We start from the raw sequence: 23,640 nt of genomic DNA, 5'->3' as shown, positions 1-23,640 counted from the left end.
TGCCAGCGATAGCGGCAGTGAATTCACTATTGCAATCGCTGGCAAGCCAGCTCCCACAGGGTCAGCGCACAATCAATGAGTTATGCGTTGGAAGTAGACATGGCTGACCGGCATGATTTCGTCGCCCTGGCCTGGGTCAGGGAGGCGATCGAAGAAAGCCTTGCCCAGGCGCGGCAGGCACTCGAGCAGTTCGCCAATGGCGAAGGCGAGGCGCTGGGCGTCTGTGTCGAGGCGTTGCACCGGGTGCACGGTTGCCTGGTACTCCTTGAGTTCAAGGGGGCGGCCCTGCTGGCCCAGGAAATGGAAGCCATGGCCCGCGCTCTGGCTGACGGCCAGGCCAATGCCCAAGGGGCGCTGTTCCGCGCACTGAGCCAGCTGCCGCTGTATCTGGAGCGCCTGCGGATTGCCCGGCGCGACCTGCCGTTGCTGGCCCTGCCATTACTCAATCAGTTGCGTGCCGCCCGCGGCGTCGAGGCCCTGGGCGAGAGTGCACTGGGAGTTAACGCTCCGGGTAGCGGGGAAAACTTCGAACTGTCGCTGGATGCCTTGCAAGGCCGCCTGCCCGACCGTGACGGTATGCGCTCGGTAGTGGCGGCGCTGAGCGAGGACCTGCTGCGAATCAAGGAGCGCGTCGAGCAATACGCGCGTGGTGAGGGCCAAAGCCTGGAGCCATTGCTGGCGCCGTTGCGACAAATCGCCGATACCCTCGCCGTGCTCGGCTTCAACCAGCCGCGCCGGGTGATTCTTGACCAGGTCGCGGTGTTGCAGTCGATGCTCAAGGAAGCGCCCCAGGAGGCGTTGCTGATCGACGTGTCCGCCGCCTTGCAGTACGCCGAGGCAACCCTCAGCGGCATGGTCGGCGCCATCGAAACCAGCAGCCAGACCCCGCCTACCGGCACCGATATCAACGAGATCCGCCAACTGGTCCTGGACGAGGCCCACGGCGTGCTGCTGCAGGCCCGCGACCTGATTGCCGATTGCCTCGAAGCCGGCTGGGATCGGGTGCGCCTGCAACCGCTACCCGACCTGCTCGGACAGATCCGTGGCGCCCTGGCCATGCTGATGCTGCCGCATCCGGCCGCCGTGGTGCAGCGCTGTACCGACTACCTTCACGCCCATGTCCTGCAGGCCGAGAGCCTGCCCGACAGCGCCGCGCTGGAGCACCTCGCCGAGGTGGTCGGCAGCCTGGAGTATGCGTTGCAGTCCCTGAGCATCGATCTCCAGGCCGATGTCGAGCCGCTGCTGGCCCGTGCCCGGCGTGCACTCGGTGCGCTGGGCTTTCCGGTGCTGGCGCGGCCACTGCACCCGGCACCGATCACTATCGCTGCGCCGAAGCCGGTGGACGATGAACTGCGCGAAGTCTTTCTCGAAGAAGCCGAGGAAGTCCTCGGCCAGATGGACGAGGACTGGCTGCGCTGGCGCGGCGAAGGCCATCCGCGCGAGGCCCTGATCGAGCTGCGCCGGGGATTCCATACCCTCAAAGGCAGCGGTCGGATGGTCCGCGCCACGGTCCTGGCCGAACTGGCCTGGGCCGGCGAGCACTTGCTCAACCGTATGCTCGAAGGCCGCGTTGGCAGCGGCGCCGAAGTACTCAAGGCGATCGGCCAGGCGATGACCCTGATGACCCCGCTGGTCGACGAGTTCGCCACCGGCGAGGTGCATGCCCATGCCCACGTCGAACACCTGGCCAGCCATCTGCACGCGCTGGCGATGAACGACGCCGACGCCGATGGCGAGCACGCCGAGCCCCTCGACACGCAATTGCTGGAGATCTTCCGCAACGAGGCGCAGACTCACTTGGCTGCGCTCGATGCCTTCCTCGCCCATGCCGAGGTCTACCTGCCGGCCCCGGTCAGCGATGACCTGCAACGCGCCCTGCATACCCTCAAGGGCAGCGCGGCCATGGCCGGGGTGACGCCGATCGCCGAGCTGGCCGCTGCGCTGGATATGCTTGCCCGCGAGTTCAAGGCTCACCAGGTGGGCTTCGATCTCGATGAAATCTACCTGCTGCAGACTGCCGAACCGCTGTTGCGCCGCGGCCTGGAGCAACTTGGGACTACCCCGCTGGCGCCGATCAAGGGCGCGGACATCCTGATCGAGCAGGTCGACCAGGTGGTCGCCGCGCGCCTGCAGGCGCTTCTCGATTCCCCGGACCAGAGCCCGCGCATCAAGCGCGATCCGCAACTGATCGCCAGCTTCCTCGAACAGGGCATGGACATCCTGCTCGATGCCGAATCCCTGCTGCTGCGCTGGCAGGAGCACCCGGGCGAGCGTCACGAGCTGAATTCGCTGCTCGATGAGCTGACTACCCTGGGCCAGAGCGCTCACCTCGCCAACCTGTGGCAGGTGGATGAGCTGTGCGAGGCACTCCTCGATCTTTACGGCGCCGTGGAGGAAAGCAGCCTGGCTGCCGATGCGCGGTTCTTCGACGAAGCGCAGCAGGCCCATGAAGCCTTGATCAACATGCTCGACCAGATCGCCGCAGGGCAGGATGTCGAACCCTGTCCGGAGCGCTTGCTGGCCCTGCGCGGGCTGCTCGAACAGGGGCTCGACCCGGGCGCCATGGGCCTGGTGCGCCGCCAGGGCGACGGCACCTCGAGCATTGCCGAACTGGACGACGTCACCCGACAACTCGCCGGGCAGGAAGCGGACGAGGAAATGGTGGCGATCTTCCTCGAAGAAGCCATCGATGTGCTGGACAGCGCCGACCAGGCGCTCGGGCGCTGGCTCGACGATCCCGACAACGTCTCGGCGCTGTCCTCGTTGCAGCGCGACCTGCATACCCTCAAGGGCGGCGCGCGCATGGCCGGGATCGGTGCGCTGGATGTACTCGCCCATGAGCTGGAGCTGCTTTACGAAGGGCTGGTGGACCGCCGCTACAGCCCGTCGCCGGAACTGGCCAGCCTGTTGCGCGCCAGCCATGCCTTGCTGGCCAGGTTGCTGGCGCAACTGAGCCAGGGCCAGGCGCTGGAATCGGTGGTGGAGAACCTTGCCTCGCTGCGGGAGTTTCGCCACCACGCCCAGCCGCCGGGTAGCCCGGCCAGGGCCGAGCATCCGGCCCAGGAAGGCGACAAGGAACTGCTGGAAATCTTCCTCGAAGAGGGCGTGGACATCGTCGAAAGCGCTGCTGCGGCGCTCACTCGCTGGCAGGCCGAACCGCGCAATACGGTGGAGGTGGAAAACCTGCTGCGCGACCTGCACACCCTCAAGGGCGGTGCGCGCATGGTGGAAATCGCCCCGATCGGCGACCTGGCCCACGAGCTGGAATTCCTCTACGAGCACCTCGCCGCCGGCCAGTTGCAGGCCAGCCCGGCGCTGTTCAGCCTGCTGCAGAACTGCCACGACCGCCTCGCCCAGATGCTCGATGCCGTGCGCCTGCAACAACCGCTGCACGCGGCCACGGCGCTGATCGACTACATCCGCAACTTCAGCAGCGCCGCCCTCAGCGACAGCGCGGCTGCGGTGCCCGCCGAAGTGCCACCGGAAACCCCGGCGCCGGCCCCGGAGCGCGCGGCGCTGGATATGGTCAAGGTCAATGCCGAGCTGCTCGATGACCTCGGTAACCAGGCGGCGGAAACCTCGATCCTGCGCGGGCGCCTGGAGCAGCAGATCAACGATGCGCAGGTGGCCCTCAACGAGATGGAAACCACCCTCGAGCGCATGCGCGACCAGTTGCGGCGCCTCGATACCGAGACCCAGGGCGGCCTCAGCCGCTTGCAGGCCGACGCCGATGCCTACGAGGACTTCGACCCGCTGGAGATGGATCGCCATTCCCAGTTGCAGCAGCTGTCCCGGGCGCTGACCGAATCGGCTTCCGACCTGCTCGACCTCAAGGAAACCCTGGCCGCCCGCACCCAGATGGCCCAGGGCCTGCTGTCGCAGCAGGCGCGGGTCAACAGCGACTTGCAGGAAGGCTTGATGCGCACCCGCATGGTGCCGTTCGAGCGCCTGGTGCCGCGTTTGCAGCGCGTGGTGCGGCAGACCGCCAGCGAGCTGGGCAAGCAGGTCGAATTGGTGGTGGGCAACGCCGAAGGCGAAATGGACCGTAGCGTGCTGGAGCGCATGGTGGCGCCGCTGGAGCACATGCTGCGCAATGCCGTCGACCATGGCCTGGAAAGCCGCGAGGTGCGCCTGGCGGCGGGCAAGCCGGAGCAGGGCATGATCGCCCTGAACCTGCTGCACGAAGGCGCCGACATCGTTATCGAGATGTTCGACGACGGCGCCGGTGTGCCGCTGGAGGCGGTGCGCAGCAAGGCGATCAAGCGCGGGCTGCTTGACCCGCGCAGCGAGCTCAGCGATCACGAGGTCATGCAGTTCATTCTCCAGCCGGGCTTTTCCACCGCCGAGAAGATCACCCAGATTTCCGGGCGCGGGCTGGGGATGGACGTGGTGCATGAAGAGGTCAAGCAACTGGGCGGCTCGATGGTGATCAGTTCGGTGCAGGGCAAGGGCGCGCGCTTCCTGATTCGCCTGCCGTTCACCGTTTCGGTCAACCGTGCCTTGATGGTGCATTGCGGCGAGGAACAGTACGCCGTGCCGCTCAATGCCATCGACGGCGTGGTACGGGTGCCGCCGGCGGAACTGGAGGCCTGCTATCACCTCGATCCGCCGCGCTACGAATATGCCGGGCGCGGTTATGAGCTGCGCTATCTCGGCGAGTTGCTGCAGGGCGAGCGCCAGCCGCGGCTGCTGGGCCAGAGCCTGCCGCTGCCGGTGGTGCTGGTGCATGCCCACGACCAGCAGTTCGCGGTGCAGGTGGACAGTCTCTCGGCCAGCCGGGAAATCGTGGTCAAGAGCCTGGGGCCGCAGTTCGCCGCCGTGCAGGGGCTGGCCGGGGCGACCCTGTTGGGCGACGGTCGGGTGGTGCTGATTCTCGACCTGCTGGCGCAATTGCGCGGCTTGCATCTGCGTCTGGCGCAACAGGCCGGGCGTGCATCGCGGGAGATCGCGGCAAGCCCGCCTGGCGGTCCGGCGCGGCCTTTGCTGGTGCTGGTGGTGGACGATTCGGTCACGGTGCGCAAGGTCACCGGTCGTTTGCTGGAACGCCACGGCATGAACGTCCTGACCGCCAAGGACGGGGTCGATGCCATGGCCGTGCTGGCCGGGCACCGGCCCGACGTGTTGCTGCTGGATATCGAAATGCCGCGCATGGACGGCTTCGAGGTAGCGACCCGGGTGCGCCAGGATCCGCGGCTGAAGGACCTGCCGATCATCATGATCACCTCGCGCACCGGGCAGAAGCACCGCGACCGCGCCATGGCCATCGGGGTCAACGACTATCTGGGCAAGCCCTATCAGGAGTCGGTGCTGTTGCAGAGCATCGCCCGCTGGAGTCATGTCAATGCTTGAGCAAGGAACCCGCAGCGGGCGTCGCAGCAGCCTCACCGGGCTCCTGCTGCCGCTGAGTGACCGCAGCCTGGTGCTGCCCAACGTGGCGGTGGCCGAACTGATCGGTTACCAGGCCTGTACCCCGCGCCCGATCAGCCTGCCTGGTTGCTGGGCTGGATCGACTGGCGCAGCCAGCGCCTGCCGCTGCTGAGCTTCGAGGCCGCATGCGGCGGGCAGACCCAGGTGGGCGAGCGGGCACGGATCGTTGTGCTCAACGCCCTGGGCGGTACCTCGCGGAGCTTTTTTGCCCTGCTGGTGCAGGGCATTCCGCGTTCCTGCAAGCTCGATAGCCAACTCAACTACGTCGATGTGCCGCTGGCCGACCTGGAACTGGCGGCGGTGCAGGTGGGCGAGCAGGTGGCCCGGGTGCCGGACCTCGTGGCGCTGGAGAAGCTGCTGCCCGAAAGCTAGAAATCACCCCACAGCTGCTGGGCCACCGCAAGCGCCACCACCGGCGCGGTTTCCGTACGCAGCACCCGCGGGCCGAGGCGGGCGGACTGGAAGCCACTGGCCCTGGCCTGTTCCACTTCGGCGTCCGACAGGCCGCCTTCCGGACCGATCAGGAACGCCAGGCTGGCCGGACGGGCATGGCTGACCAGCGGCTCGGCCACCGGGTGCAAGACCAGTTTCAGCGCTTCGTCGCTGGCGGCCAGCCATTCGGCCAGGGTCAGCGGAGGGTTGATCCGTGGAACCGTCGAGCGGCCGCATTGTTCACAGGCGCTGATCGCCACCTGGCGCCAGTGGGCCAGGCGCTTGTCGGCGCGCTCGTCCTTGAGCCGCACTTCGCAGCGGTCGCTGACGATCGGCGTGATCACGTTCACGCCCAGCTCGGTGGCTTTCTGGATTGCCCAATCCATCCGCTCGCCACGGGACAGGCCCTGGCCGAGGTGGATGTGCAGCGGCGATTCAGCCTGGCCGGGCAGGGCTTCGGCCAGGCTGACGCGCACGGTTTTCTTGCCGACTTCGAGCAACTGGCCGAGGTATTCCTGGCCGCTGCCGTCGAACAATTGCACCGCATCGCCGGCGCTCATGCGCAGGACGCGGCTGATGTAATGGGCCTGGGCTTCAGGTAGATCGTGCTCGCCGAGGCCCAGCGGGGCGTCGATGAAAAAGCGGGAGAGTCTCATTGGGGGCTCGACATGGAATATTGGGGTGTTTTCGAGGGCCTCATCGCTGGCAAGCCAGCTCCCACAGGTTACGCGATCCCTGTGGGAGCTGGCTTGCCAGCGATAGGGCCCTCAATGTCAATACAGGGCTGTCAGCCAGGATCCCGGAAACCCGGATGGAAATCCGCCGGTACCGCCACACTGACCTTGTCCCGGGTCGCGATATCGATCCCTTCGCTGGCCACTTGCGCGAGGAAGTCGACCTGCTCGGGGTAATCACATAAGGCGGCAGGAAATACACCACGCTGCCCAGCGGACGCAACAGCGCGCCGCGGGTCAGGGCATGCTCGAAGACCTTCAGGCCGCGACGCTCCTGCCATGGGTAAGCGGTCTTGCTCGCCTTGTCCTGGACCATCTCGATGGCCAGGGCCATGCCGGTCTGGCGCACCTCGGCGACGTGCGGATGGTCCACCAGATGGGCCGTCGCCGTCGCCATGCGCTGGCTCAGGGCCTTGTTGGCCTCGATCACCTTGTCCTGCTCGAAGATATCCAGGGTCGCCAGCGCCGCGGCACAGGCCAGCGGGTTGCCGGTGTAGCTGTGGGAATGCAGGAAGGCGCGCAGGGTCGGGTAGTCATCGTAGAAAGCGCCATACACCTCGTCGGTGGTCAGGCAGGCGGCCAGCGGCAGGTAGCCACCGGTGAGGGCCTTGGACAGGCACAGGAAGTCCGGCCGGATCCCCGCCTGCTCGCAGGCGAACATCGTCCCGGTGCGGCCGAAGCCCACGGCGATCTCGTCGTGGATCAGGTGCACCTCGTAGCGGTCGCAGGCCTCGCGCAGCAGCTTGAGGTACACCGGGTGGTACATGCGCATGCCGCCGGCGCCCTGGATCAGCGGCTCGACAATGACGGCGGCGATGCTGTCGTGGTGTTCGGCCAGGGTCTGTTCCATGGCCGCGAACATCGTCCGCGAGTGCTCTTCCCAGCTCACGCCTTCGGGGCGCAGGTAGCAGTCCGGGCTCGGCACCTTGAAGGTGTCCAGCAGCAGGGCCTTGTAGGTTTCGGTGAACAGCGGCACATCGCCCACCGACATCGCCGCGATGGTCTCGCCATGGTAACTGTTGCTCAGGGTGACGAAGCGCTTCTTCTCCGGCCGGCCCTTGTTCAGCCAGTAGTGGAAGCTCATCTTCAGCGCCACTTCGATGCAGGACGAGCCGTTATCGGCGTAGAACACCCGGTTCAGGCCGTCCGGGGTGATCTTCACCAGGCGCTCGGACAGCTCGATCACCGGCTGGTGGCTGAAACCGGCGAGAATCACGTGCTCCAGCTGGTCTACCTGGTCCTTGATGCGCTGGTTGATGCGCGGATTGGCGTGGCCGAACACATTTACCCACCAGGAGCTCACCGCGTCCAGGTAGCGCTTGCCCTCGAAGTCCTCCAGCCACACGCCCTCGCCGCGCTTGATCGGGATCAGCGGCAACTGCTCGTGGTCTTTCATCTGGGTGCAGGGATGCCACAGGACCTTGAGGTCGCGGTCCATCCACTGTTGATTGAGGCCCATCGGCTTGTACTCCTGGCGTTGCGGGGTGGGGAAACCCGGACAAGCCTAAGCAAAGGATGGGGGGAGGACAATGTTGGCGTGTCGGTTGCCTGCACCTGGACGCAACTGGGCGGCACGTGGGGCGCTCAGGTAACAGGCTTCCGAACCGAAGCGGAACGATCAGGGGACAATCGTCCAGTTGAAATTATCGAAGTACACCCTGCCTTTTCTGGATGTGGTGAAGAGCAGCTCATCCAGGATGACATTCTTCAGATCGACGGTGGTCAGCTCGGTTGAAGGGGGAACGAACTGGTTCCAGGCAAAGGCTTTGCCTTCCCGACGAATCTCCATGCGGATCGGCTCTTCGAAGGTGACCAGATTTGCGGCTTTGTCCGAGGTATTGAGGGCCTTATCCGCATCGGTAAAGTCTTCATATGCAACCCACTGGAATTTCAGATTCTCGATCAATACGGGCTTGTTCTTCTCATTCTTGAAGTGAATTTTCATTTCGGAATAATCACCCAGGCACAGCGCATTGCCGTCTTTGCCGACATAACCGCTGTATATTCCGCTCGGTGTGAAACCGGCCCTGTTCGGGCGCTCGATCATTGTGACAACCACTCCGCACTCGAACACATCATATTTTTCACCGAAGTTGAAGCTCTGGGCCTCTACACGGTCGAAGGTTTCAATATGAACGTTGCCGATCAGATACATGATTCATCTCCTGAAAAATCACTGGTAACTGCACTCGATAACTACATCCGCTGTTCGTGAATATCCTCACGCTGCTGCCGGCACTCGTCTACTGACAAAAATATCAGGTACTCCCGCTGTTTCATCCGCCCCCGCTGGCGGCTCCGCTGGGCCTGACGTATCCTTCGAGCCACTCTTTTCCGGGGATAATTTCCCCGATCCTGCCTTTGATCCGGAGTTCGACGAATGTCTGCTGGTTGGCTGCGCGGCTGCGCGCTGGTGTTTATCGGGTTGTTCAGCGCGGGGGCGATGGCGGCGGCCAAGGCCCCGACGGCCATCGTGGTCGGCGGTGGACTGGCGGGGCTTACTGCGGCCTATGAGCTGCAGAACAAGGGCTGGCAGGTGACCTTGCTGGAAGCCAAGCCGGGCATCGGCGGGCGCTCGGGCCTGGCGACCAGCGAGTGGATCGGCAATACCAAGGCCCAGCCGGTGCTCAACCACTATCTGGACAGCTTCAAGCTCACCACCCTGCCGGCGCCGGAATTCGTGCGGACCCCGAGCTACCTGATCGACGGCGAGTACTTCAGCGCCGCCGACCTGGCGACCAAGCAGCCGGCCACCGCCGAGGCGCTGAAACGCTACGAGAAGACCCTCGACGACCTGGCGGCATCCATCAGCGATCCGGAAAACCCGGCGGCCAACAGCACCCTGTTCGCCCTCGACCAGATGAACGTCTCCGCCTGGCTGGACAAGCTGCAACTGCCCGCGACCGCGCGACAACTGGTCAACCAGCAGATCCGTACCCGCTACGACGAGCCTTCGCGGCTGTCGCTGCTGTATTTCGCCCAGCAGAGCCGCGTCTACCGCGGCGTCAACGACCGCGACCTGCGTGCCGCCCGTCTGCCAGGCGGCAGCCCGGTCCTGGCCCAGGCGTTCGTCAAGCAACTGAAGACCATCAAGACCAGTTCGCCGGTCACCGCGATCAGCCAGGACAAGGACGGCGTTACGGTCAAGGTCGGCGCCGTCGGTTATCAGGCCGACTATCTCGTGCTGGCGGTGCCGCTGCGCGCGCTGGCCAAGATCCAGCTTACCCCGGGCCTGGACAACCAGCACCTGGCGGCGCTCAAGGGCACCAACTACGGCTGGCGCGACCAGTTGATGCTGAAGTTCAAGACGCCGGTCTGGGAAAGCCGCGCGCGCATGTCCGGCGAGATCTACAGCAACGCCGGCCTTGGCATGCTGTGGATCGAACCGGCGCTGAAAGGCGGGGCCAACGTGGTGGTCAACCTGTCCGGGGATAACGCCCGGGTGATGCAGGCGTTTGGTGACAAGCAGATGGTCGACCAGGTGCTGATCCGCCTGCACGCCTTCTATCCACAGGCGCGCGGGGCGTTCAGCGGCTATGAGATCCGTCGCTACAGCACCGATGCCGGGACGGGTGGCTCCTACCTCGCCTTCGGGCCAGGGCAGATCAGCAAATACTGGCGCCTGTGGGAGAAACCGGTGCAGCGCATCGCCTTTGCCGGCGAGCACACCGACGCCCTGTACCCGGGCACCCTGGAAGGCGCGCTGCGCAGCGGCCAGCGCGCGGCGGGCCAGGTGCAGGACCTGGCGGCAGGCAAGTCGTTCGATGCCAAGCCGGTAGCAGCTGCCGCTGCGGCGGGCGCTGCGGTTGCGGCGGTGGGCAAGGGCAAGGAAGAGAAGGGCGGTTTCTTCTCGCGGCTGTTTGGTGGCGGGGACGAGAAGCCAGCGGCTGAAACGGCCAAGGCCGCCGAGACTGCCGTAGCTCCGGCTCCGGCTCCGGCAGCACCTGCCCCGGCTGCTCCAGTCGCTCCGGCTCCGGTGGTGAAGGAAGAACCGGCCAAGGTCGCTCCGGCTGCCAAACCGGCACCGGCCAAGGCTGCTCCGGTGAAGAAGGCCGAGAGCAAGCCGGCTCCGGCGAAGAAGCCCGCTGCCACTCATGCGCCGGCCAAAAAGACTGAAGCGAAAGCAGCGCCGGCCAAGAAACCGGCGGCTGACAGTCAGGCCAAGGCGGGCTGAAGTCTGCTATCGCTGGCAAGCCAGCTCCCACAGGGTTCTTCAGCGACTCGGACCCTGTGGGAGCTGGCTTGCCAGCGATGAGGCCCTCAACAACGCCTCATTTCCCAAGCCCTTCGCATTCCCCCAAACCCCGTCTACAGTCTTCCCCCCGGCCTTAATGTTTCCTTAACGCCCTTTGCCCAGACTAAGCATCTATTTTTCCGATAGTTGACAGCGAAATTTTCCGCTTCATATCGATAAATAACCGGTTAGTCTTGGCAGCAATTCTTACGGGGATCCCGGCAAATGCAGCTTCGCAATTCATCTTCTCGCTATGGTCTGGTCAGCATGTTCCTGCATTGGGGCATTGCGCTGGCGGTGTTCGGGCTGTTCGGCCTGGGGCTCTGGATGGTCGGCCTGGATTACTACAGCAGCTGGCGCCACACCGCGCCGGAGTTGCACAAGGGTATTGGCCTGACCGTGCTGGCGCTGATGCTGCTGCGCGTGGTTTGGCGCTTCGTCAGCCCGCCGCCACCGGCTCCGGCCAGCCACGGCGCGCTGACCCGCGTCGCCGCCAAGGCCGGACATCTGCTGCTGTATGTCGGGCTGTTCGCTGTCTTGATCGCCGGTTACCTGATCTCCACCGCCGATGGCGCGGGGATTCCGGTATTCGGCCTGTTCGAGGTGCCAGCACTGGTTTCCGGCCTGCCCGATCAGGCCGATATCGCTGGCGTGGTTCACCTCTATCTGGCCTGGGGACTGGTGGTATTCGCCGTCCTGCACGGGCTGGCCGCTGTCAAACACCATGTTATCGACCGTGATGCGACCCTGACGCGCATGCTGGGCCGCAAGGCTTGATGTTCAACCTCAACTCAAAGGAATCGAAAGTATGTTGAAAAAGACTTTTGCCGCTCTGGCACTGGGTACCGCTCTGCTCTCGGCTGGTCAGGCCATGGCCGCCGACTACAAGATCGACAAGGAAGGCCAGCACGCTTTCGTCGACTGGAAGATCAGCCACCTGGGCTACAGCTTCATCCACGGTACCTTCAAGGACTTCGACGGCTCCTTCTCCTGGGATGCCGCCAAGCCTGAAGCGAGCAAGATCAGCGTCGACCTGAAGACCGCCAGCGTCTGGTCCAACCACGCCGAGCGTGACAAGCACATCGCCAGTGCCGACTTCCTGGACGTGAAGAAATACCCGGACGCCAAGTTCGTTTCCACCGCAGTGAAATCCACCGGCGAGAAAACCGCTGACGTCACCGGCGACCTGACCCTGCACGGCGTGACCAAGCCGGTCACCTTCAAGGCCACCTTCAACGGTGAAGGCAAGGATCCATGGGGCGGCGAGCGTGCCGGCTTCAATGCCACCACCACGCTGAACCTGAACGATTTCGGCATCAAGGGCCCAGGCCCGTCTTCCCAGACCCTGGACCTGGATATCTCGCTGGAAGGCGTCAAACAGAAGTAATTTCTGCCCCCAAACAAAAACGCCGCCCTCAGGGGCGGCGTTTTTGTTTGGGGTTTTGCTGTGTTCCTGAGGGCCTCATCGCTGGCAAGCCAGCTCCCACAAGGATCGCGTGCACCGCTGAACCTGTGGGAGCTTGCCAGCGATGAGGCCAGGACAGGCAATAAAAAACTCAGCGATTGCGGGTCAGCAGCGCCGGTTTTTCACCCCGAGGACGGCTTGGCAGTTGCTCCAGCTGTTCCATGGACGGGAAACGATCGATCTTCGATTCCTTGTGCATGATCTTCGGCTGGTTCTGCTGCGGCTGGCCTTCACGCGGGCTGCGCACTGCCGGCTCCTGCCGGTCGTCGCGGGCCGGGCGGCGGTTGCGGTTGTTGCTGCCGCCATCGCGACGCGCCCGGCCATCACGACCGCCGGCACCGCCACCATTGCGCGAACCACCACGCTTCTCGCCATTGGCACCGCCACCGCCATTGCTGCGCGGCTGACCACCACGAGCCTGGCCGCCACCGTTGCCGGCACCGCCCTGACCACCCGGACGACGATTGCGGCCCTGGCCGCCCTTGTTCTGGTACGGGCTGACGTAGTCGGCGCGGTTGCCGAAGTTGTCCACGTCGTCGTCCAGGAACTCTTCCGGATCACGATCGGCTGGAACGACCGGCGCGCCTTGCGCGGCGTTCTGCTGCTGGCGCGGCTTGCGGTCCCGTTGCTTGCGCGGTTCCTGGCGGCCACCGGCAGCCTTCTCCGCAGGTTTGTCAGCGGACTGCCGGGCGTCCTTGTTGCTGTCTTTCTCTTTGCCCTTGTCCTTGCCCTTGTCCTTGCGGCCACCGGCATTGCTGCCGTCGGCACGCTGGCCACGGCGCGGGTTGTTCTGCGGACGCGGTTCGCGCACTTCCGGCTTCTCGGCCTCGACCGCGGCGAAGTCGAAGCCCATCAGGTCGCCATCCGGGATCTTCTGGCGAGTGACGCGCTCAATGCTCTTGAGCAGTTTCTCCTCATCCGGCGCAACCAGCGAGATGGCCTCGCCGGAGCGGCCCGCACGACCGGTACGGCCGATACGGTGGACGTAGTCTTCCTCGACGTTGGGCAGTTCGAAGTTGACCACGTGAGGCAACTGGTCGATATCCAGGCCGCGGGCGGCGATATCGGTGGCGACCATGATCCGCACGGCGCCCGACTTGAAGTCGGCCAGGGCCTTGGTGCGAGCGTTCTGGCTCTTGTTGCCGTGGATCGCGGCAGCGGTCAGGCCGTGCTTTTCCAGGTATTCGGCCAGGCGGTTGGCGCCGTGCTTGGTGCGGGTGAAGACCAGCACCTGTTCCCACGCGCCGGCGGTGATCAGGTGCGCCAGCAGGGCGCGCTTGTGGCTGGCCGGCAGGCGGAACACGCGCTGTTCGATACGCTCGACCGTGGTGTTCGGCGGCGTGACTTCGATGCGTTCCGGGTTATGCAGCAGCTTGTCGGCAAGATCGGTGATGTCCTTGGAGAAGGTCGCCGAGAACAGCAGGTTCTGGCGCTTGGCCGGGAGGCGGGCGAGGACCTTCTTCACATCGTGGATGAAGCCCATATCGAGCATGCGGTCGGCTTCGTCCAGGACCAGGATCTCGACATGGCTGAGATCGACACTGCCCTGGCCGGCCAGGTCGAGCAGGCGACCCGGGCAGGCGACGAGGACATCGACGCCACGGGCCATGGCCTGCACCTGCGGATTCATGCCGACGCCACCGAAGATGCAGGCGCTGACGAATTTCAGGTCGCGGGCGTAGATCTTGAAGCTGTCGTGGACCTGGGCGGCCAGTTCGCGGGTTGGCGTCAGGACCAGTACCCGTGGCTGGCGCGGGCCATGGCGCTGGGACTTGTCCGGATGACCACCGGGGAACAGGCGTTCCAGGATCGGCAGGGCGAAGCCGCCGGTTTTACCAGTACCTGTCTGTGCCGCGACCATCAGGTCGCGACCTTGCAACACGGCGGGAATGGCCCGCTGTTGCACCGGAGTAGGCTGGGTGTAGCCCGCCGCCTCGATAGCGCGGACTAGAGCCTCGGAGAGACCGAGGGATGCAAAGGACATGAGAAATCCTGTTCTAGTGGGGGCTGTGCCCTGATGGAGAAATCTTGCCTGGCGCGAAGGGCATCGAGGGCGATGCTGTCGCGTCCGGTCCTGCTGGTCTGCCTGTGCATCCGGGGGTCGGGATGCGTTCTACAGGGCCGGCGTCCGGGCGTAAGCCTGGCGGAAAGGCCCGAGTATAACAGAGCAATCAGGGAGTGCTGCGTTCCTGCTGCTCAACGGTTTCTGTATTTGCCGTTATTACATGACCATAGCGCGCCTGCAGTTCGGCATAGGCCGGTTCTTGCTTGAAACGCCTCAACTCGGCGGCGAAGCGCTGGGTCAGCAGGTCCATGCCGGCGTTGCGACGCACCGCCAGGTACTGTTTCTGCCGGCTGACGACCAGCGGCAGCTCGCTGATCCGGTCCTGCAGGCCCAATTGCGCGAGCATGTAGCGACCGACGCGGCGGTCGGTGATCAGCAGGTCGATGCGGCCGCGCAGCAGCTTGCCGAAGTTGGCTTCCTGGGTCGGTGCCGCTTCGCGCCGAAACAGCGGCGACTGCAGGAATTCGGCGCCATAGTCGTAGCCAGCGGAGGTGCCGACGGTCAGGTCCTGAAGATCTTCCAGCGAGGTGACGGCGTGTGGCCGGTCATTGGCCTGGAACAGCACGAACTCGACGACCGACAGCGGCTCGCTGGGGTAGTACAACTGGCTGCGGCGCAGTTCATTCTGGAAAATGTCGATCACGCCGTCGGCCAGGCCCTGGTCGACCATCAGCATGCAGCGCTTCCATGGCATGAACTCCCAGCGCACATCCACTCCCAGGCGCCGGAATACCTCGGCGGTAACTTCGTAGTCGATGCCCTTGGTCTCGCCGTTTTCCTCGTAGACGTAGGGCGCCCAGGGGTCGGTGACGATGCGCAACTGTTCGGCACGAGCCAGCAGGCTCATGCAGCTCAGCAGCAGGGCGGTCAGCAGGCGGACGAATCTGGGCATAGGCGGGCGGATCGGTGGGGCGAAAAGAAGGCGATGGTGCCACAACGCAGGGGCACCATCGCCATCTGGATCAACGCGGCAGCTTGAGGTTGTTCCAGATCGCCAGGCTCGGTTCGGCCTGGTTAAGGGTGTAGAAGTGCAGGCCCGGTGCGCCGCCTTGCAGCAGTTGCTCGCACATCTGGGTGATGACCTCTTCGCCGAAGGCCTGGATGCTCTTGACGTCGTCGCCGTAGGCTTCCAGTTGCTTGCGGATCCAGCGCGGGATCTCGGCGCCGCAGGCGTCGGAGAAGCGCGCCAGCTTGCTGTAGTTGGTGATCGGCATGATGCCCGGTACTACGGGAATGTTCACTCCCAGCTTCTGCACGCGCTCGACGAAGTAGAAGTAGCTCTCGGCGTTGAAGAAGTACTGGGTGATGGCGCTGTCGGCACCGGCCTTGGCCTTGCGCACGAAGTTCGCCAGATCGTCCTCGAAGTTGCGGGCCTGCGGGTGCATCTCCGGATAGGCGGCAATTTCGATATGGAACTGGTCGGCGGTTTCTTCGCGGATGAACTCCACCAGCTCGTTGGCGTAGCGCAACTCACCGCTGGCCATGCCCATGCCGGACGGCAGGTCGCCACGCAGGGCGACGATGCGCTTGATCCCGGCTGCCTTGTACTGCGCCAGCAGGGCGCGCAGTTCTGCCTTGCTGTCGCCGACACAGGACAGGTGCGGTGCGGCAGGGACCTTCACTTCGCTTTCCAGTTGCAGCACGGTGTTCAGGGTGCGGTCGCGTGTCGAACCGCCGGCCCCGTAGGTGCAGGAGAAGAAGTCCGGGTTGTAGCTGGCCAGCGTACGAGCGGTGGCGAGCAGTTTTTCATGTCCAGCGTCGGTCTTGGTCGGGAAGAACTCGAAGCTGTAACGGCGTTCCTGAGTCATTTGACGTTCCTTTCAGCCGCAAGCCTCAAGCGGCAGGCGGCAAGAACAAGGCAGGAGCGGCGCGAACCGCTTCTGCCTGACCTTGCTGCCCGCCGCTTGCAGCTGCTGTTAGTAGCGGTAGGCGTGAGGCTTGAACGGACCTTCGACGGCCACGCCGATGTACTCGGCCTGTTTCGGGGTCAGCTGGGTGATCACGCCGCCGAAGCCGCGCACCATTTCCAGGGCCACTTCTTCGTCGAGTTTCTTCGGCAGTACTTCGACGGTCAGGCGCTCGGCCTTCTTCTCGGCGCTCAGGTCGGCGAACTTCTGCGCGAACAGGAAGATCTGTGCCAGCACCTGGTTGGCGAAGGAACCGTCCATGATCCGGCTAGGGTGACCGGTGGCGTTGCCCAGGTTCACCAGGCGGCCTTCAGCCAGCAGGATCAGGTAGTCATCGTTCTGCGGATCGAAGTCACCGTGACCGGTACGGTGGATCTTGTGGACCTGCGGCTTGACCTCTTCCCATGCCCAGTTCTTGCGCATGAAGGCAGTGTCGATCTCGTTGTCGAAGTGACCGATGTTGCAGACCACGGCGCGTTTCTTCAGCGCTTTGAGCATGTTGGCATCGCAGACGTTGACGTTGCCGGTGGTGGTCACGATCAGGTCGATCTTGCCCAGCAGGGCGGCGTCGATGCTGGCTTCGGTGCCGTCGTTGATACCGTTCTTGAACGGCGAGACCACTTCGAAACCGTCCATGCAGGCCTGCATGGCGCAGATCGGGTCGACTTCGGTGACCTTGACGATCATGCCTTCCTGGCGCAGCGACTGGGCCGAGCCCTTGCCCACGTCGCCGTAGCCGATCACCAGGGCCTGCTTGCCGGACAGCAAGTGGTCGGTGCCGCGCTTGATGGCATCGTTCAGGCTATGACGGCAGCCGTACTTGTTGTCGTTCTTGCTCTTGGTGACCGAGTCGTTGACGTTGATCGCCGGGACCTTCAGCTCGCCCTTGGCCAGCATGTCCAGCAGGCGGTGCACGCCGGTGGTGGTCTCTTCGGTGATGCCGTGGATCCGGTCCAGCATCGCCGGGTATTTCTTGTGCAGGATCTCGGTCAGGTCGCCGCCGTCGTCGAGGATCATGTTGGCGTCCCATGGCTGACCGTCCTTGAGGATGGTCTGCTCGATGCACCACTCGTACTCCTGCTCGGTTTCACCTTTCCAGGCGAATACCGGGATACCGGCGGCGGCAATGGCGGCAGCGGCCTGGTCCTGGGTGGAGAAGATGTTGCAGGACGACCAGCGCACTTCGGCACCCAGGGCAACCAGGGTTTCGATCAGCACGGCGGTCTGGATGGTCATGTGGATGCAGCCGAGGATTTTCGCGCCCTTGAGCGGTTGCTCTTCCTGGTACTTGCGGCGCAGGCCCATCAGCGCGGGCATTTCCGATTCGGCGATGATGACTTCGCGACGGCCCCAGGCCGCCAGGGAAATGTCGGCGACCTTGTAATCGTTAAAACCTGCAGGCGTGTTTACAGCGCTCATCGAGAGCCTCCATTCGTAGTGTGCGAATGGGCGCCGTTGTGCGTTGAGAGTCCGCAAGGCTGCCTGCGGACAACGCCCCGACCGAGCCTGACAGGAGCGAACCTGCTGCAGCGCCCCTCGGTCGGGTGGCGGGAGCGACGACCGCAGAGGATCGCCACCGGATAAAACGCGGGGATTATAGCCGGGGTTTCGTGTCGGCCCAAGGACAAAAGCGGCGCGTGCGACCGGTGACGGACAATTGGCCTACAAAGGTCATGGCCAAGCGGCAGGCAAATGGGTCTAGGATGTAGGGGAGGGGCCGCCAAGGCCCATTCTTGACATGCCAGGCCGTTTTAGGAGCACGCATGAATTTCCACACCCGCAAGTGGGTAAAACCCGAAGACCTCAACCCCAATGGCACCCTGTTCGGCGGCAGCCTGCTGCGCTGGATCGACGAAGAGGCGGCGATCTACGCGATCGTCCAGCTGGGCAACCAGCGTGTGGTGACCAAGTACATCTCCGAGATCAACTTCGTCAGCGCCTCGCGCCAGGGAGACATCATCGAGCTGGGCATTACCGCCACCGAGTTCGGGCGCACTTCCATCACCTTGAAGTGCGAGGTGCGCAACAAGATCACCCGCAAGGCGATCCTCACCGTGGACAAGATGGTTTTCGTCAACCTGGGCGAGGACGGCTTGCCGGCGCCCCATGGGCGGACCGAGATCAAGTACATCCAGGACCAGTTTCCGGACAGCGCCGTTGAGTGACTGATGTGAGGGCCTTATCGCTGGCAAGCCAGCTCCCACAGGGTTCTGCAGCGACTCGGACCCCGTGGGAGCTGGCTTGTCGGACCGCCGCACCGCAGCGATAGCGGTCTATCAGGATGCAGATTGCTCGCTGACACCCTTCACGACCCGGCCCACCGTCAACCCCTGCACCAGGATCGACGACAGCACCACGATATAGGTGATCGACAGCAACAGGTCCCGTTCCTCGCCCACCGGCAGCGACAGCGCCAGGGCCACCGACACGCCCCCGCGCAAGCCACCCCAGGTCAGCACCCGGATTGTGCCTTTCGGCACGCTGCGCCAGCGCCGCAGCAGGACGATGGCTGGCGCCACGGTCAGCAGCCGCGAAGCCAGCACCGCTACCGCCAGCACGCCGCCCGCCGCCAGGTGCAGCCAGTTGAACGGCAGCAGCAACAGCTCCAGGCCGATCAGGGCGAACAGCAGGGCGTTGAGCATGTCGTCGATCAGCTCCCAGAAACCGTCCATGTAGCGACGGGTCATGTCGTTCATCGCCAGGTTGCGCCCCAGGTTGCCGATGATCAGGCCGGCTACGACCATGGCGATCGGCGCCGACACGTGCAGTTCGTAGCACATCGCCGAGCCACCGATGACCAGGGCCAGGGTCAGCATCACTTCCACCTGGTACTGCTCGATGCTTTTGATCATGCGGTAGGTGGCGTAGCCGATGACTGCGCCGAAGATCACCCCACCGACCGCCTCGCGGGCGAACAGGACGGCGGTGTCGGAGACGCTCGGGGTTTCGCCGAGCTGGATGATGCCCAGCAATACGGTGAACACCACCACCGCCGTGCCATCGTTGAACAGCGACTCGCCGACGATGGTGGTTTTCAAGGGTTTCGAGGCATTGGCGGTACGCAGTGCACCGAGCACCGCGATCGGGTCGGTCGGCGAAATCAGCGCGCCGAACAGCAGGCAGTAGATCAGGCTGACGTTCCAGCCGAACATCGCGAATACCCAATGGGCCAGGTAGCCGATCACCACGGTGGCGATCAGCACGCCGAGTGTGGCCAGCAGGCCGATCGGCCAGCGATAGCTGCGCAGGTCGGCGAGGTTGACGTGCAGGGCGCCGGCGAACAGCAGGAACGACAGCATCCAGTGCATCAGCAGGTCATTGAAATCGATCTGGTTCATCAGGCCTTCGACCCGCTCTTCCAGGCCGGGGAAGCCGATCAGGCTCAGGCCCTGGAGGATCAGGGAGAACAGCAGGGCGGTGACCATCACGCCGATGGCCGGCGGCAGGCCGATGAAGCGGTAGTTCACATAGGTAAGGAGGGTGGTGAGGCAGATAAACGCGGCAACTAATTCGAGCATCCTGATTCCTGTAACAGCTTCCGATATCGGTGCCCGTTTGCATCGGGCACAGGTTTGATGGCTTTTTGATCGCCTCAAGACACAGTTTTTTTCAATGCCGCGATTGACAACGTGCTGGCTGTTTTGTTGCGGCTGGTTGAAACTCCGCAGTCCGATGAATGGACCCGGTCCGTGAAAGGCGAAGGAATCGAGACGTGGTAGCGACTTCCCTGGTGCTCGTCGCGGCACTGCTGCATGCAACCTGGAATACCCTGGTCAAGTTCAGTGGCGAGCGCTTGCTGGTGATCGCCAGCATGGACAGCGTGGCACTGGTGTTTGCCCTGCTCATGGTGGGTTTCGTCCAGCCACCGCCGCTGGACATCTGGCCGTGGTTGCTGGCCTCGGCGTTGTGCGAACTGATCTATCGCTTTCTGCTGATCCAGGCCTACCGGGTGGGCGATCTCGGTTTGGTCTACCCCTTGATGCGCGGGCTGTCGCCCCTGGTGGTGCTGGGTTTGACCCTGCTCTTCGGCGGCGAGGACCTCAGCAACCGGCAGGTCATCGGCATCCTCCTGATTCCCTGTGGCATGGCCTGCCTGCTCTGGCGCGGAGGCGGCGGCGAGCGCCTGCCATGGAGCATGTTGCCGGTGGTGGCGCTGATCGGCCTGTGCATCGGCAGCTACACCTGGCTCGACGGCCAGGCTATCCGGCGCTGGGCGCAGCCACTGGATTACCTGGTGTGGTTGACGCTGGCCTCCTCCCTGCCGTTTCCGCTGATTGCCGGCGTCGCCCGGCGCGCGCCGTTCGTGCAGTTCTGGCGCACGCAATGGAAGCTGGGGCTGGCGGTCGGGGTCTGCGTATTGCTCAGCTACGCTCTGGTGCTGTGGGCCATGCATCTGGGCTCGGTGGCGGAGGCGGCGGCATTGCGCGAGATCAGCGTGATCCTCGTGGTGCTGATGGGCATGCGCTACCTCAAAGAACCTTTTGGCGGGCCCAGGCTCTTAGCCTGTGCGCTGGTGCTGGTCGGCATGCTGGTGATGAAGCTCTGAGCGCACTTTTTTCGATTCTGACAAGGACCTGAACCATGACCGTCGCTTTCTGGTGCGTACTGATCGCCCTGATGCTGCCTTACGTCTGTACCAGCATCGCCAAGTTCAGCAGTGGCTTCAATCTGCGCCACAACCATGATCCACGGACTTTCCTCTCCGGGCTGGAAGGGCTGCCCGCACGCGCCAACGCGGCGCAGATGAACAGTTTCGAGGTGCTGCCGGCGTTCATCGCCGCAGTGCTGATCGCCGATATCGTCGGCAACGCCGAACAGGTGACCCAGGACGTGCTGGCGGTGTTGTTCATCACCAGCCGGTTGCTCTACATCATTTGCTATCTGGCGGACTGGGCGGCGCTGCGCTCGCTGGTGTGGTTCGTGGGGATTGGCCTGATTGTAGGGTTCTTCATAGCCTCTGTGTGATCTTGAGGGCCTCATCGCTGGCAAGCCAGCTCCCACAAGGTCTGTGTACACCATAGAACCCTGTGGGAGCTGGCTTGCCAGCGATGAGGCCCTCAACCACCACCACTTACTTGGCTTCGGTCTGAGGCACAGCAGGCAACGCCGCACCCTTCGGCCACAGCAACCAAATCTGCCCCGCCTGTTTCATATCCCCGGCCAGCGTGCCCGCCGCTTCACCCGTACCCCAGAACAGGTCCGCCCGGACCTCCCCGGTAATCGCTCCGCCGGTATCCTGCGCCGCTACGGGGCGCACCACCGGGCTGCCATCCGGACGGGTGGTGGACAGCCATAGCAGGCTGCCCAAGGGAATCACCTTGCGATCGATCGCCACGCTGTAGCCCGCAGTCAGTGGCACGTTGAGCGAACCACGCGGTCCTTCGTTGCTGTCCGGGCGGGTGCCGAAGAATACATAGCTCGGATTGCTCGCCAGCAGTTCCGGAACCCGCGCCGGATTGGCCTGGGCCCAGGCATGGATGGCGCCCATGGTGACTTCTTCCTTTTTCAATTGGCCTTGTTCCACCAGCCAGCGCCCGATTGGCCGATACGGATGTCCGTTCTGGTCGGCGTAGCCAAGACGCAGTTGGCGGCCATCCTCCAGTTGAACCCGGCCCGAGCCCTGGATCTGCAGGAATTGCAGGTCCATCGGGTCGGTCAACCAGGCCACCACCGGTGCCTTGGCGCCCTGGCGCTGGATCACTTCGGCGGTGTCGTAGGGCTTGAGCACGCGTCCTTCGAGGCGGCCGCGCAGGCGCTTGCCTTTGAGTTCCGGGTAGATGCTGTCCAGATCCACCACCACCAGGTCCTCGGGGATGCCGTAGACCGGTACATGGGCCTGCTCGGTCCGGCTGGTGCTGCCTGGATAGACCGGTTCGTAGTAACCGGTGATCAGGCCGGTTGCGTTGTTTTCGGCGTTGCGCAGGCTATACACCTCAAGCCGTGCGCCGAGGAATTCGCCGATCTGCCGGGCATCGGCCGGTACGCTCGCAGCGGCGCCGCAGGTCTCGGCCCAGACCGCATCGCGCTTGAGACGCTCGCAGGCGCTGCGCCAGGCCTCGAAGCCGGCCACCAGGTCGCTGTCGCTGACGGTCGGCAGGTCTTTCCAGGTGGCATGGGTATAGGTGGCGATTGGATGCGGCCTGGACTTTTCCGGGGCGCCGCCGTTGCAGCCGGCGAGCAGGGCGCAAAGGGAGAGGGTCCAGCCTAGGCGGCGCAGGGGCAGTGTCATGCAGTATTTCCTTGGCGGTTGCCGCGTTGATGGACGTTTGCGAACAACCTTGGTTTTGTTAGGGGTATTGGTCTTTACCGGTCAGGCGAGGATACTGGCCGCCTTTTTCCCGTGAGCCGATGACCATGATGCTCAAACGTTGTTCCGTCGTACTGCTGGCCTGTCTCACCCTGACCGCCTGTGGCGGCGTCGATCCGGACTCGCCGCTGGGCCAGCGCAAGGCCATTTTCAAGCAGATGCTCAAGACCAGTGAGGACATGGGGGGCATGCTGCGCGGGCGCCTGGCGTTCGACGGGCAGAAGTTCGCGGACGGGGCGGTCAAGCTCGATGCGTTATCCCACGAACCGTGGAAACATTTCCCACAGGTCAAGGAGGCGGATGATACCAGCGCTCGGGCAGATGTCTGGGAGAAACAGGCGCGCTTCCAGGTCCTGGCCCGGCAGTTGGAAGCGGCGACGGGGGAGTTGGTCGAAGCGACCAGGGCCCAGCCTTTGCGGGCTGCTGCGGTGCAAGGTCCGATGGACAAGGTGGAGGCGGCTTGCAAAGCCTGTCATACCGAGTTCAGGAATCATTGATATTTGGTGTTTCTGAGTGCCTCATCGCTGCGGTGCGGCGATCCGACAAGCCAGCTCCCACAGGACCGCGTGCACCGCCGAACCTGTGGGAGCTGGCTTGCCAGCGATAGGGCCCTAAAGGCCAACCTATTTCTCCAATTCTTCCACCGCCGCCTGCAGCTCCTTGTTCGCCTCGGCCAGCTTGTCCTTGCGCTTGTTGATCTTCTCCGCGTCGCCTTTCTTCATGGCCTTGTCCAGGTCCTTCTTGCGCTGCGCGACTTCATGGCGGGCATCCAGCACTTTCTGTTCGCGCTCCTTGCGCAGCCCGGCGTCGGTGCAGTTGGCCTGCACTTCGCTCAAGGCGCGTTCCAGGCCCGCCTGCTGCTCGGTGTTGCCGTGCAGGCGGGCCTGTTCGATCTGGGTGCTGATGTTCTGCTGTTTGGCGGCGCAGCCGGTCAGGCCCGGCTGTTCCTCGATCGCCAGGGCCGGCGCGGCCAGCACGGCACACAGGGTGAAGAGGGCCAGTGGGGAAATCGGTTTCATTAATAGCTCCGTGGTCGGGCAAGCAGAAAGTGAGATGCTGCCCTGATCGA

At 64.1% G+C, this 23,640-nt stretch carries 17 protein-coding genes, 2 pseudogenes and 1 riboswitch; of the genes and pseudogenes, 9 read left to right on the top strand and 10 right to left on the bottom strand.

Annotated features, from left to right (window positions below; genetic code table 11):
• Positions 1–99: 99 nt before the first annotated feature.
• Positions 100–5,349, top strand: a complete 5,250-nt coding sequence (locus CSV86_RS23510; protein WP_009397802.1) for a hybrid sensor histidine kinase/response regulator — start codon at positions 100–102, stop codon at positions 5,347–5,349.
• Positions 5,342–5,799 (top strand): annotated as a pseudogene (locus CSV86_RS23505) (chemotaxis protein CheW). The gene CSV86_RS23510 and the pseudogene CSV86_RS23505 overlap by 8 nt, the downstream one beginning before the upstream one ends.
• Here CSV86_RS23505 and CSV86_RS23500 read toward each other — a convergent pair.
• The 3 genes and pseudogenes from CSV86_RS23500 to CSV86_RS23490 form a co-directional block, all read right to left on the bottom strand.
• Entirely contained in the window at positions 5,796–6,515 is a 720-nt protein-coding gene (locus tag CSV86_RS23500; protein ID WP_009397807.1) for a 16S rRNA (uracil(1498)-N(3))-methyltransferase, read from the bottom strand. The pseudogene CSV86_RS23505 and the gene CSV86_RS23500 sit on opposite strands and share 4 nt — an antisense overlap.
• Before the next feature lie 131 nt (positions 6,516–6,646).
• Positions 6,647–8,052, bottom strand: a pseudogene (locus CSV86_RS23495) (adenosylmethionine--8-amino-7-oxononanoate transaminase).
• Positions 8,053–8,211: 159 nt separating this feature from the next.
• Positions 8,212–8,748 (bottom strand): hypothetical protein, encoded by a 537-nt coding sequence (locus CSV86_RS23490; protein WP_009397813.1) that lies wholly within the window; start codon positions 8,746–8,748, stop codon positions 8,212–8,214.
• 225 nt (positions 8,749–8,973) lie between these two features.
• Between CSV86_RS23490 and CSV86_RS23485 the strand changes: the two genes are divergently transcribed.
• The 3 genes from CSV86_RS23485 to CSV86_RS23475 all read left to right on the top strand — a co-directional run bounded on the left by CSV86_RS23485 (position 8,974) and on the right by CSV86_RS23475 (position 12,214).
• Positions 8,974–10,767: a flavin monoamine oxidase family protein gene (locus tag CSV86_RS23485; RefSeq protein WP_009397814.1), complete on the top strand. Its 1,794-nt coding sequence runs from the start codon at positions 8,974–8,976 to the stop codon at positions 10,765–10,767.
• A 285-nt stretch (positions 10,768–11,052) separates the two neighbouring features.
• The gene (locus CSV86_RS23480; protein WP_037059831.1) at positions 11,053–11,604 is read left to right on the top strand and encodes a cytochrome b; all 552 of its coding nucleotides are present in this window, start codon (positions 11,053–11,055) and stop codon (positions 11,602–11,604) included.
• 31 nt (positions 11,605–11,635) lie between these two features.
• Positions 11,636–12,214, top strand: a complete 579-nt coding sequence (locus CSV86_RS23475; protein WP_170395011.1) for a YceI family protein — start codon at positions 11,636–11,638, stop codon at positions 12,212–12,214.
• A 169-nt stretch (positions 12,215–12,383) separates the two neighbouring features.
• Here CSV86_RS23475 and rhlE2 read toward each other — a convergent pair whose 3' ends face one another.
• The 4 genes from rhlE2 to ahcY all read right to left on the bottom strand — a co-directional run bounded on the left by rhlE2 (position 12,384) and on the right by ahcY (position 17,683).
• Positions 12,384–14,276, bottom strand: coding sequence for an RNA helicase RhlE2 (gene rhlE2 / locus CSV86_RS23470; RefSeq protein ID WP_037060209.1), 1,893 nt, complete (start codon positions 14,274–14,276; stop codon positions 12,384–12,386).
• A gap of 187 nt (positions 14,277–14,463) precedes the next feature.
• Positions 14,464–15,249, bottom strand: coding sequence for a substrate-binding periplasmic protein (locus CSV86_RS23465; RefSeq protein WP_009399305.1), 786 nt, complete (start codon positions 15,247–15,249; stop codon positions 14,464–14,466).
• Between the two features lie 70 nt (positions 15,250–15,319).
• On the bottom strand, positions 15,320–16,165 hold the full coding sequence (gene metF / locus CSV86_RS23460) for a methylenetetrahydrofolate reductase [NAD(P)H] (protein WP_009399307.1): 846 nt from the start codon (positions 16,163–16,165) through the stop codon (positions 15,320–15,322).
• A 108-nt stretch (positions 16,166–16,273) separates the two neighbouring features.
• A complete protein-coding gene (gene ahcY / locus CSV86_RS23455; protein ID WP_009399309.1) occupies positions 16,274–17,683 on the bottom strand; it encodes an adenosylhomocysteinase in 1,410 nt (469 codons plus the stop codon).
• A 21-nt stretch (positions 17,684–17,704) separates the two neighbouring features.
• A riboswitch (S-adenosyl-L-homocysteine riboswitch) is annotated at positions 17,705–17,808 on the bottom strand.
• A gap of 219 nt (positions 17,809–18,027) precedes the next feature.
• Between ahcY and CSV86_RS23450 the strand changes: the two genes are divergently transcribed.
• The gene (locus tag CSV86_RS23450; protein ID WP_009399312.1) at positions 18,028–18,429 is read left to right on the top strand and encodes an acyl-CoA thioesterase; all 402 of its coding nucleotides are present in this window, start codon (positions 18,028–18,030) and stop codon (positions 18,427–18,429) included.
• 111 nt (positions 18,430–18,540) lie between these two features.
• Here CSV86_RS23450 and CSV86_RS23445 read toward each other — a convergent pair whose 3' ends face one another.
• Entirely contained in the window at positions 18,541–19,782 is a 1,242-nt protein-coding gene (locus tag CSV86_RS23445; RefSeq protein ID WP_009399314.1) for a cation:proton antiporter, read from the bottom strand.
• Positions 19,783–19,976: 194 nt separating this feature from the next.
• On the opposite strand from CSV86_RS23445, the gene CSV86_RS23440 reads away from it, so the two are divergent.
• Together CSV86_RS23440 and CSV86_RS23435 are read left to right on the top strand one after the other, a co-directional pair.
• Positions 19,977–20,810 carry an EamA family transporter gene (locus CSV86_RS23440; RefSeq protein WP_009399316.1) on the top strand — a complete coding sequence of 278 codons (834 nt, stop codon included), beginning with the start codon at positions 19,977–19,979 and terminating at the stop codon, positions 20,808–20,810.
• Positions 20,811–20,845: 35 nt separating this feature from the next.
• The gene (locus tag CSV86_RS23435) at positions 20,846–21,229 is read left to right on the top strand and encodes an MAPEG family protein (RefSeq protein WP_009399318.1); all 384 of its coding nucleotides are present in this window, start codon (positions 20,846–20,848) and stop codon (positions 21,227–21,229) included.
• Positions 21,230–21,335: 106 nt separating this feature from the next.
• Here CSV86_RS23435 and mltA read toward each other — a convergent pair whose 3' ends face one another.
• A complete protein-coding gene (gene mltA / locus CSV86_RS23430) occupies positions 21,336–22,493 on the bottom strand; it encodes a murein transglycosylase A (RefSeq protein WP_009399320.1) in 1,158 nt (385 codons plus the stop codon).
• 125 nt (positions 22,494–22,618) lie between these two features.
• Between mltA and CSV86_RS23425 the strand changes: the two genes are divergently transcribed.
• On the top strand, positions 22,619–23,068 hold the full coding sequence (locus tag CSV86_RS23425; protein WP_037060289.1) for a c-type cytochrome: 450 nt from the start codon (positions 22,619–22,621) through the stop codon (positions 23,066–23,068).
• A 126-nt stretch (positions 23,069–23,194) separates the two neighbouring features.
• On the opposite strand, the gene CSV86_RS23420 is transcribed toward CSV86_RS23425, so the two are convergent.
• A complete protein-coding gene (locus CSV86_RS23420; protein WP_009399324.1) occupies positions 23,195–23,590 on the bottom strand; it encodes a DUF1090 domain-containing protein in 396 nt (131 codons plus the stop codon).
• Positions 23,591–23,640 lie beyond the last annotated feature (50 nt).

It is taken from the genome of Pseudomonas bharatica CSV86 (assembly GCF_000319305.2).
In the GTDB taxonomy this organism is placed as follows: Bacteria; Pseudomonadota; Gammaproteobacteria; order Pseudomonadales; family Pseudomonadaceae; genus Aquipseudomonas; species Aquipseudomonas bharatica.
This window is presented reverse-complemented; position numbering and strand designations above follow the sequence as displayed.

Excerpts from the sequence above, each read along its gene's own strand:
- CSV86_RS23510 (WP_009397802.1), top strand. The coding sequence starts at position 100 with ATGGCTGACCGGCATGATTTCGTCGCCCTGGCCTGGGTCAGGGAGGCG.
- CSV86_RS23500 (WP_009397807.1), bottom strand. The coding sequence starts at position 6,515 with ATGAGACTCTCCCGCTTTTTCATCGACGCCCCGCTGGGCCTCGGCGAG.
- CSV86_RS23490 (WP_009397813.1), bottom strand. The coding sequence starts at position 8,748 with ATGTATCTGATCGGCAACGTTCATATTGAAACCTTCGACCGTGTAGAG.
- CSV86_RS23485 (WP_009397814.1), top strand. The coding sequence starts at position 8,974 with ATGTCTGCTGGTTGGCTGCGCGGCTGCGCGCTGGTGTTTATCGGGTTG.
- CSV86_RS23480 (WP_037059831.1), top strand. The coding sequence starts at position 11,053 with ATGCAGCTTCGCAATTCATCTTCTCGCTATGGTCTGGTCAGCATGTTC.
- CSV86_RS23475 (WP_170395011.1), top strand. The coding sequence starts at position 11,636 with ATGTTGAAAAAGACTTTTGCCGCTCTGGCACTGGGTACCGCTCTGCTC.
- rhlE2 (WP_037060209.1), bottom strand. The coding sequence starts at position 14,276 with ATGTCCTTTGCATCCCTCGGTCTCTCCGAGGCTCTAGTCCGCGCTATC.
- CSV86_RS23465 (WP_009399305.1), bottom strand. The coding sequence starts at position 15,249 with ATGCCCAGATTCGTCCGCCTGCTGACCGCCCTGCTGCTGAGCTGCATG.
- metF (WP_009399307.1), bottom strand. The coding sequence starts at position 16,165 with ATGACTCAGGAACGCCGTTACAGCTTCGAGTTCTTCCCGACCAAGACC.
- ahcY (WP_009399309.1), bottom strand. The coding sequence starts at position 17,683 with ATGAGCGCTGTAAACACGCCTGCAGGTTTTAACGATTACAAGGTCGCC.
- CSV86_RS23450 (WP_009399312.1), top strand. The coding sequence starts at position 18,028 with ATGAATTTCCACACCCGCAAGTGGGTAAAACCCGAAGACCTCAACCCC.
- CSV86_RS23445 (WP_009399314.1), bottom strand. The coding sequence starts at position 19,782 with ATGCTCGAATTAGTTGCCGCGTTTATCTGCCTCACCACCCTCCTTACC.
- CSV86_RS23435 (WP_009399318.1), top strand. The coding sequence starts at position 20,846 with ATGACCGTCGCTTTCTGGTGCGTACTGATCGCCCTGATGCTGCCTTAC.
- mltA (WP_009399320.1), bottom strand. The coding sequence starts at position 22,493 with ATGACACTGCCCCTGCGCCGCCTAGGCTGGACCCTCTCCCTTTGCGCC.
- CSV86_RS23425 (WP_037060289.1), top strand. The coding sequence starts at position 22,619 with ATGATGCTCAAACGTTGTTCCGTCGTACTGCTGGCCTGTCTCACCCTG.
- CSV86_RS23420 (WP_009399324.1), bottom strand. The coding sequence starts at position 23,590 with ATGAAACCGATTTCCCCACTGGCCCTCTTCACCCTGTGTGCCGTGCTG.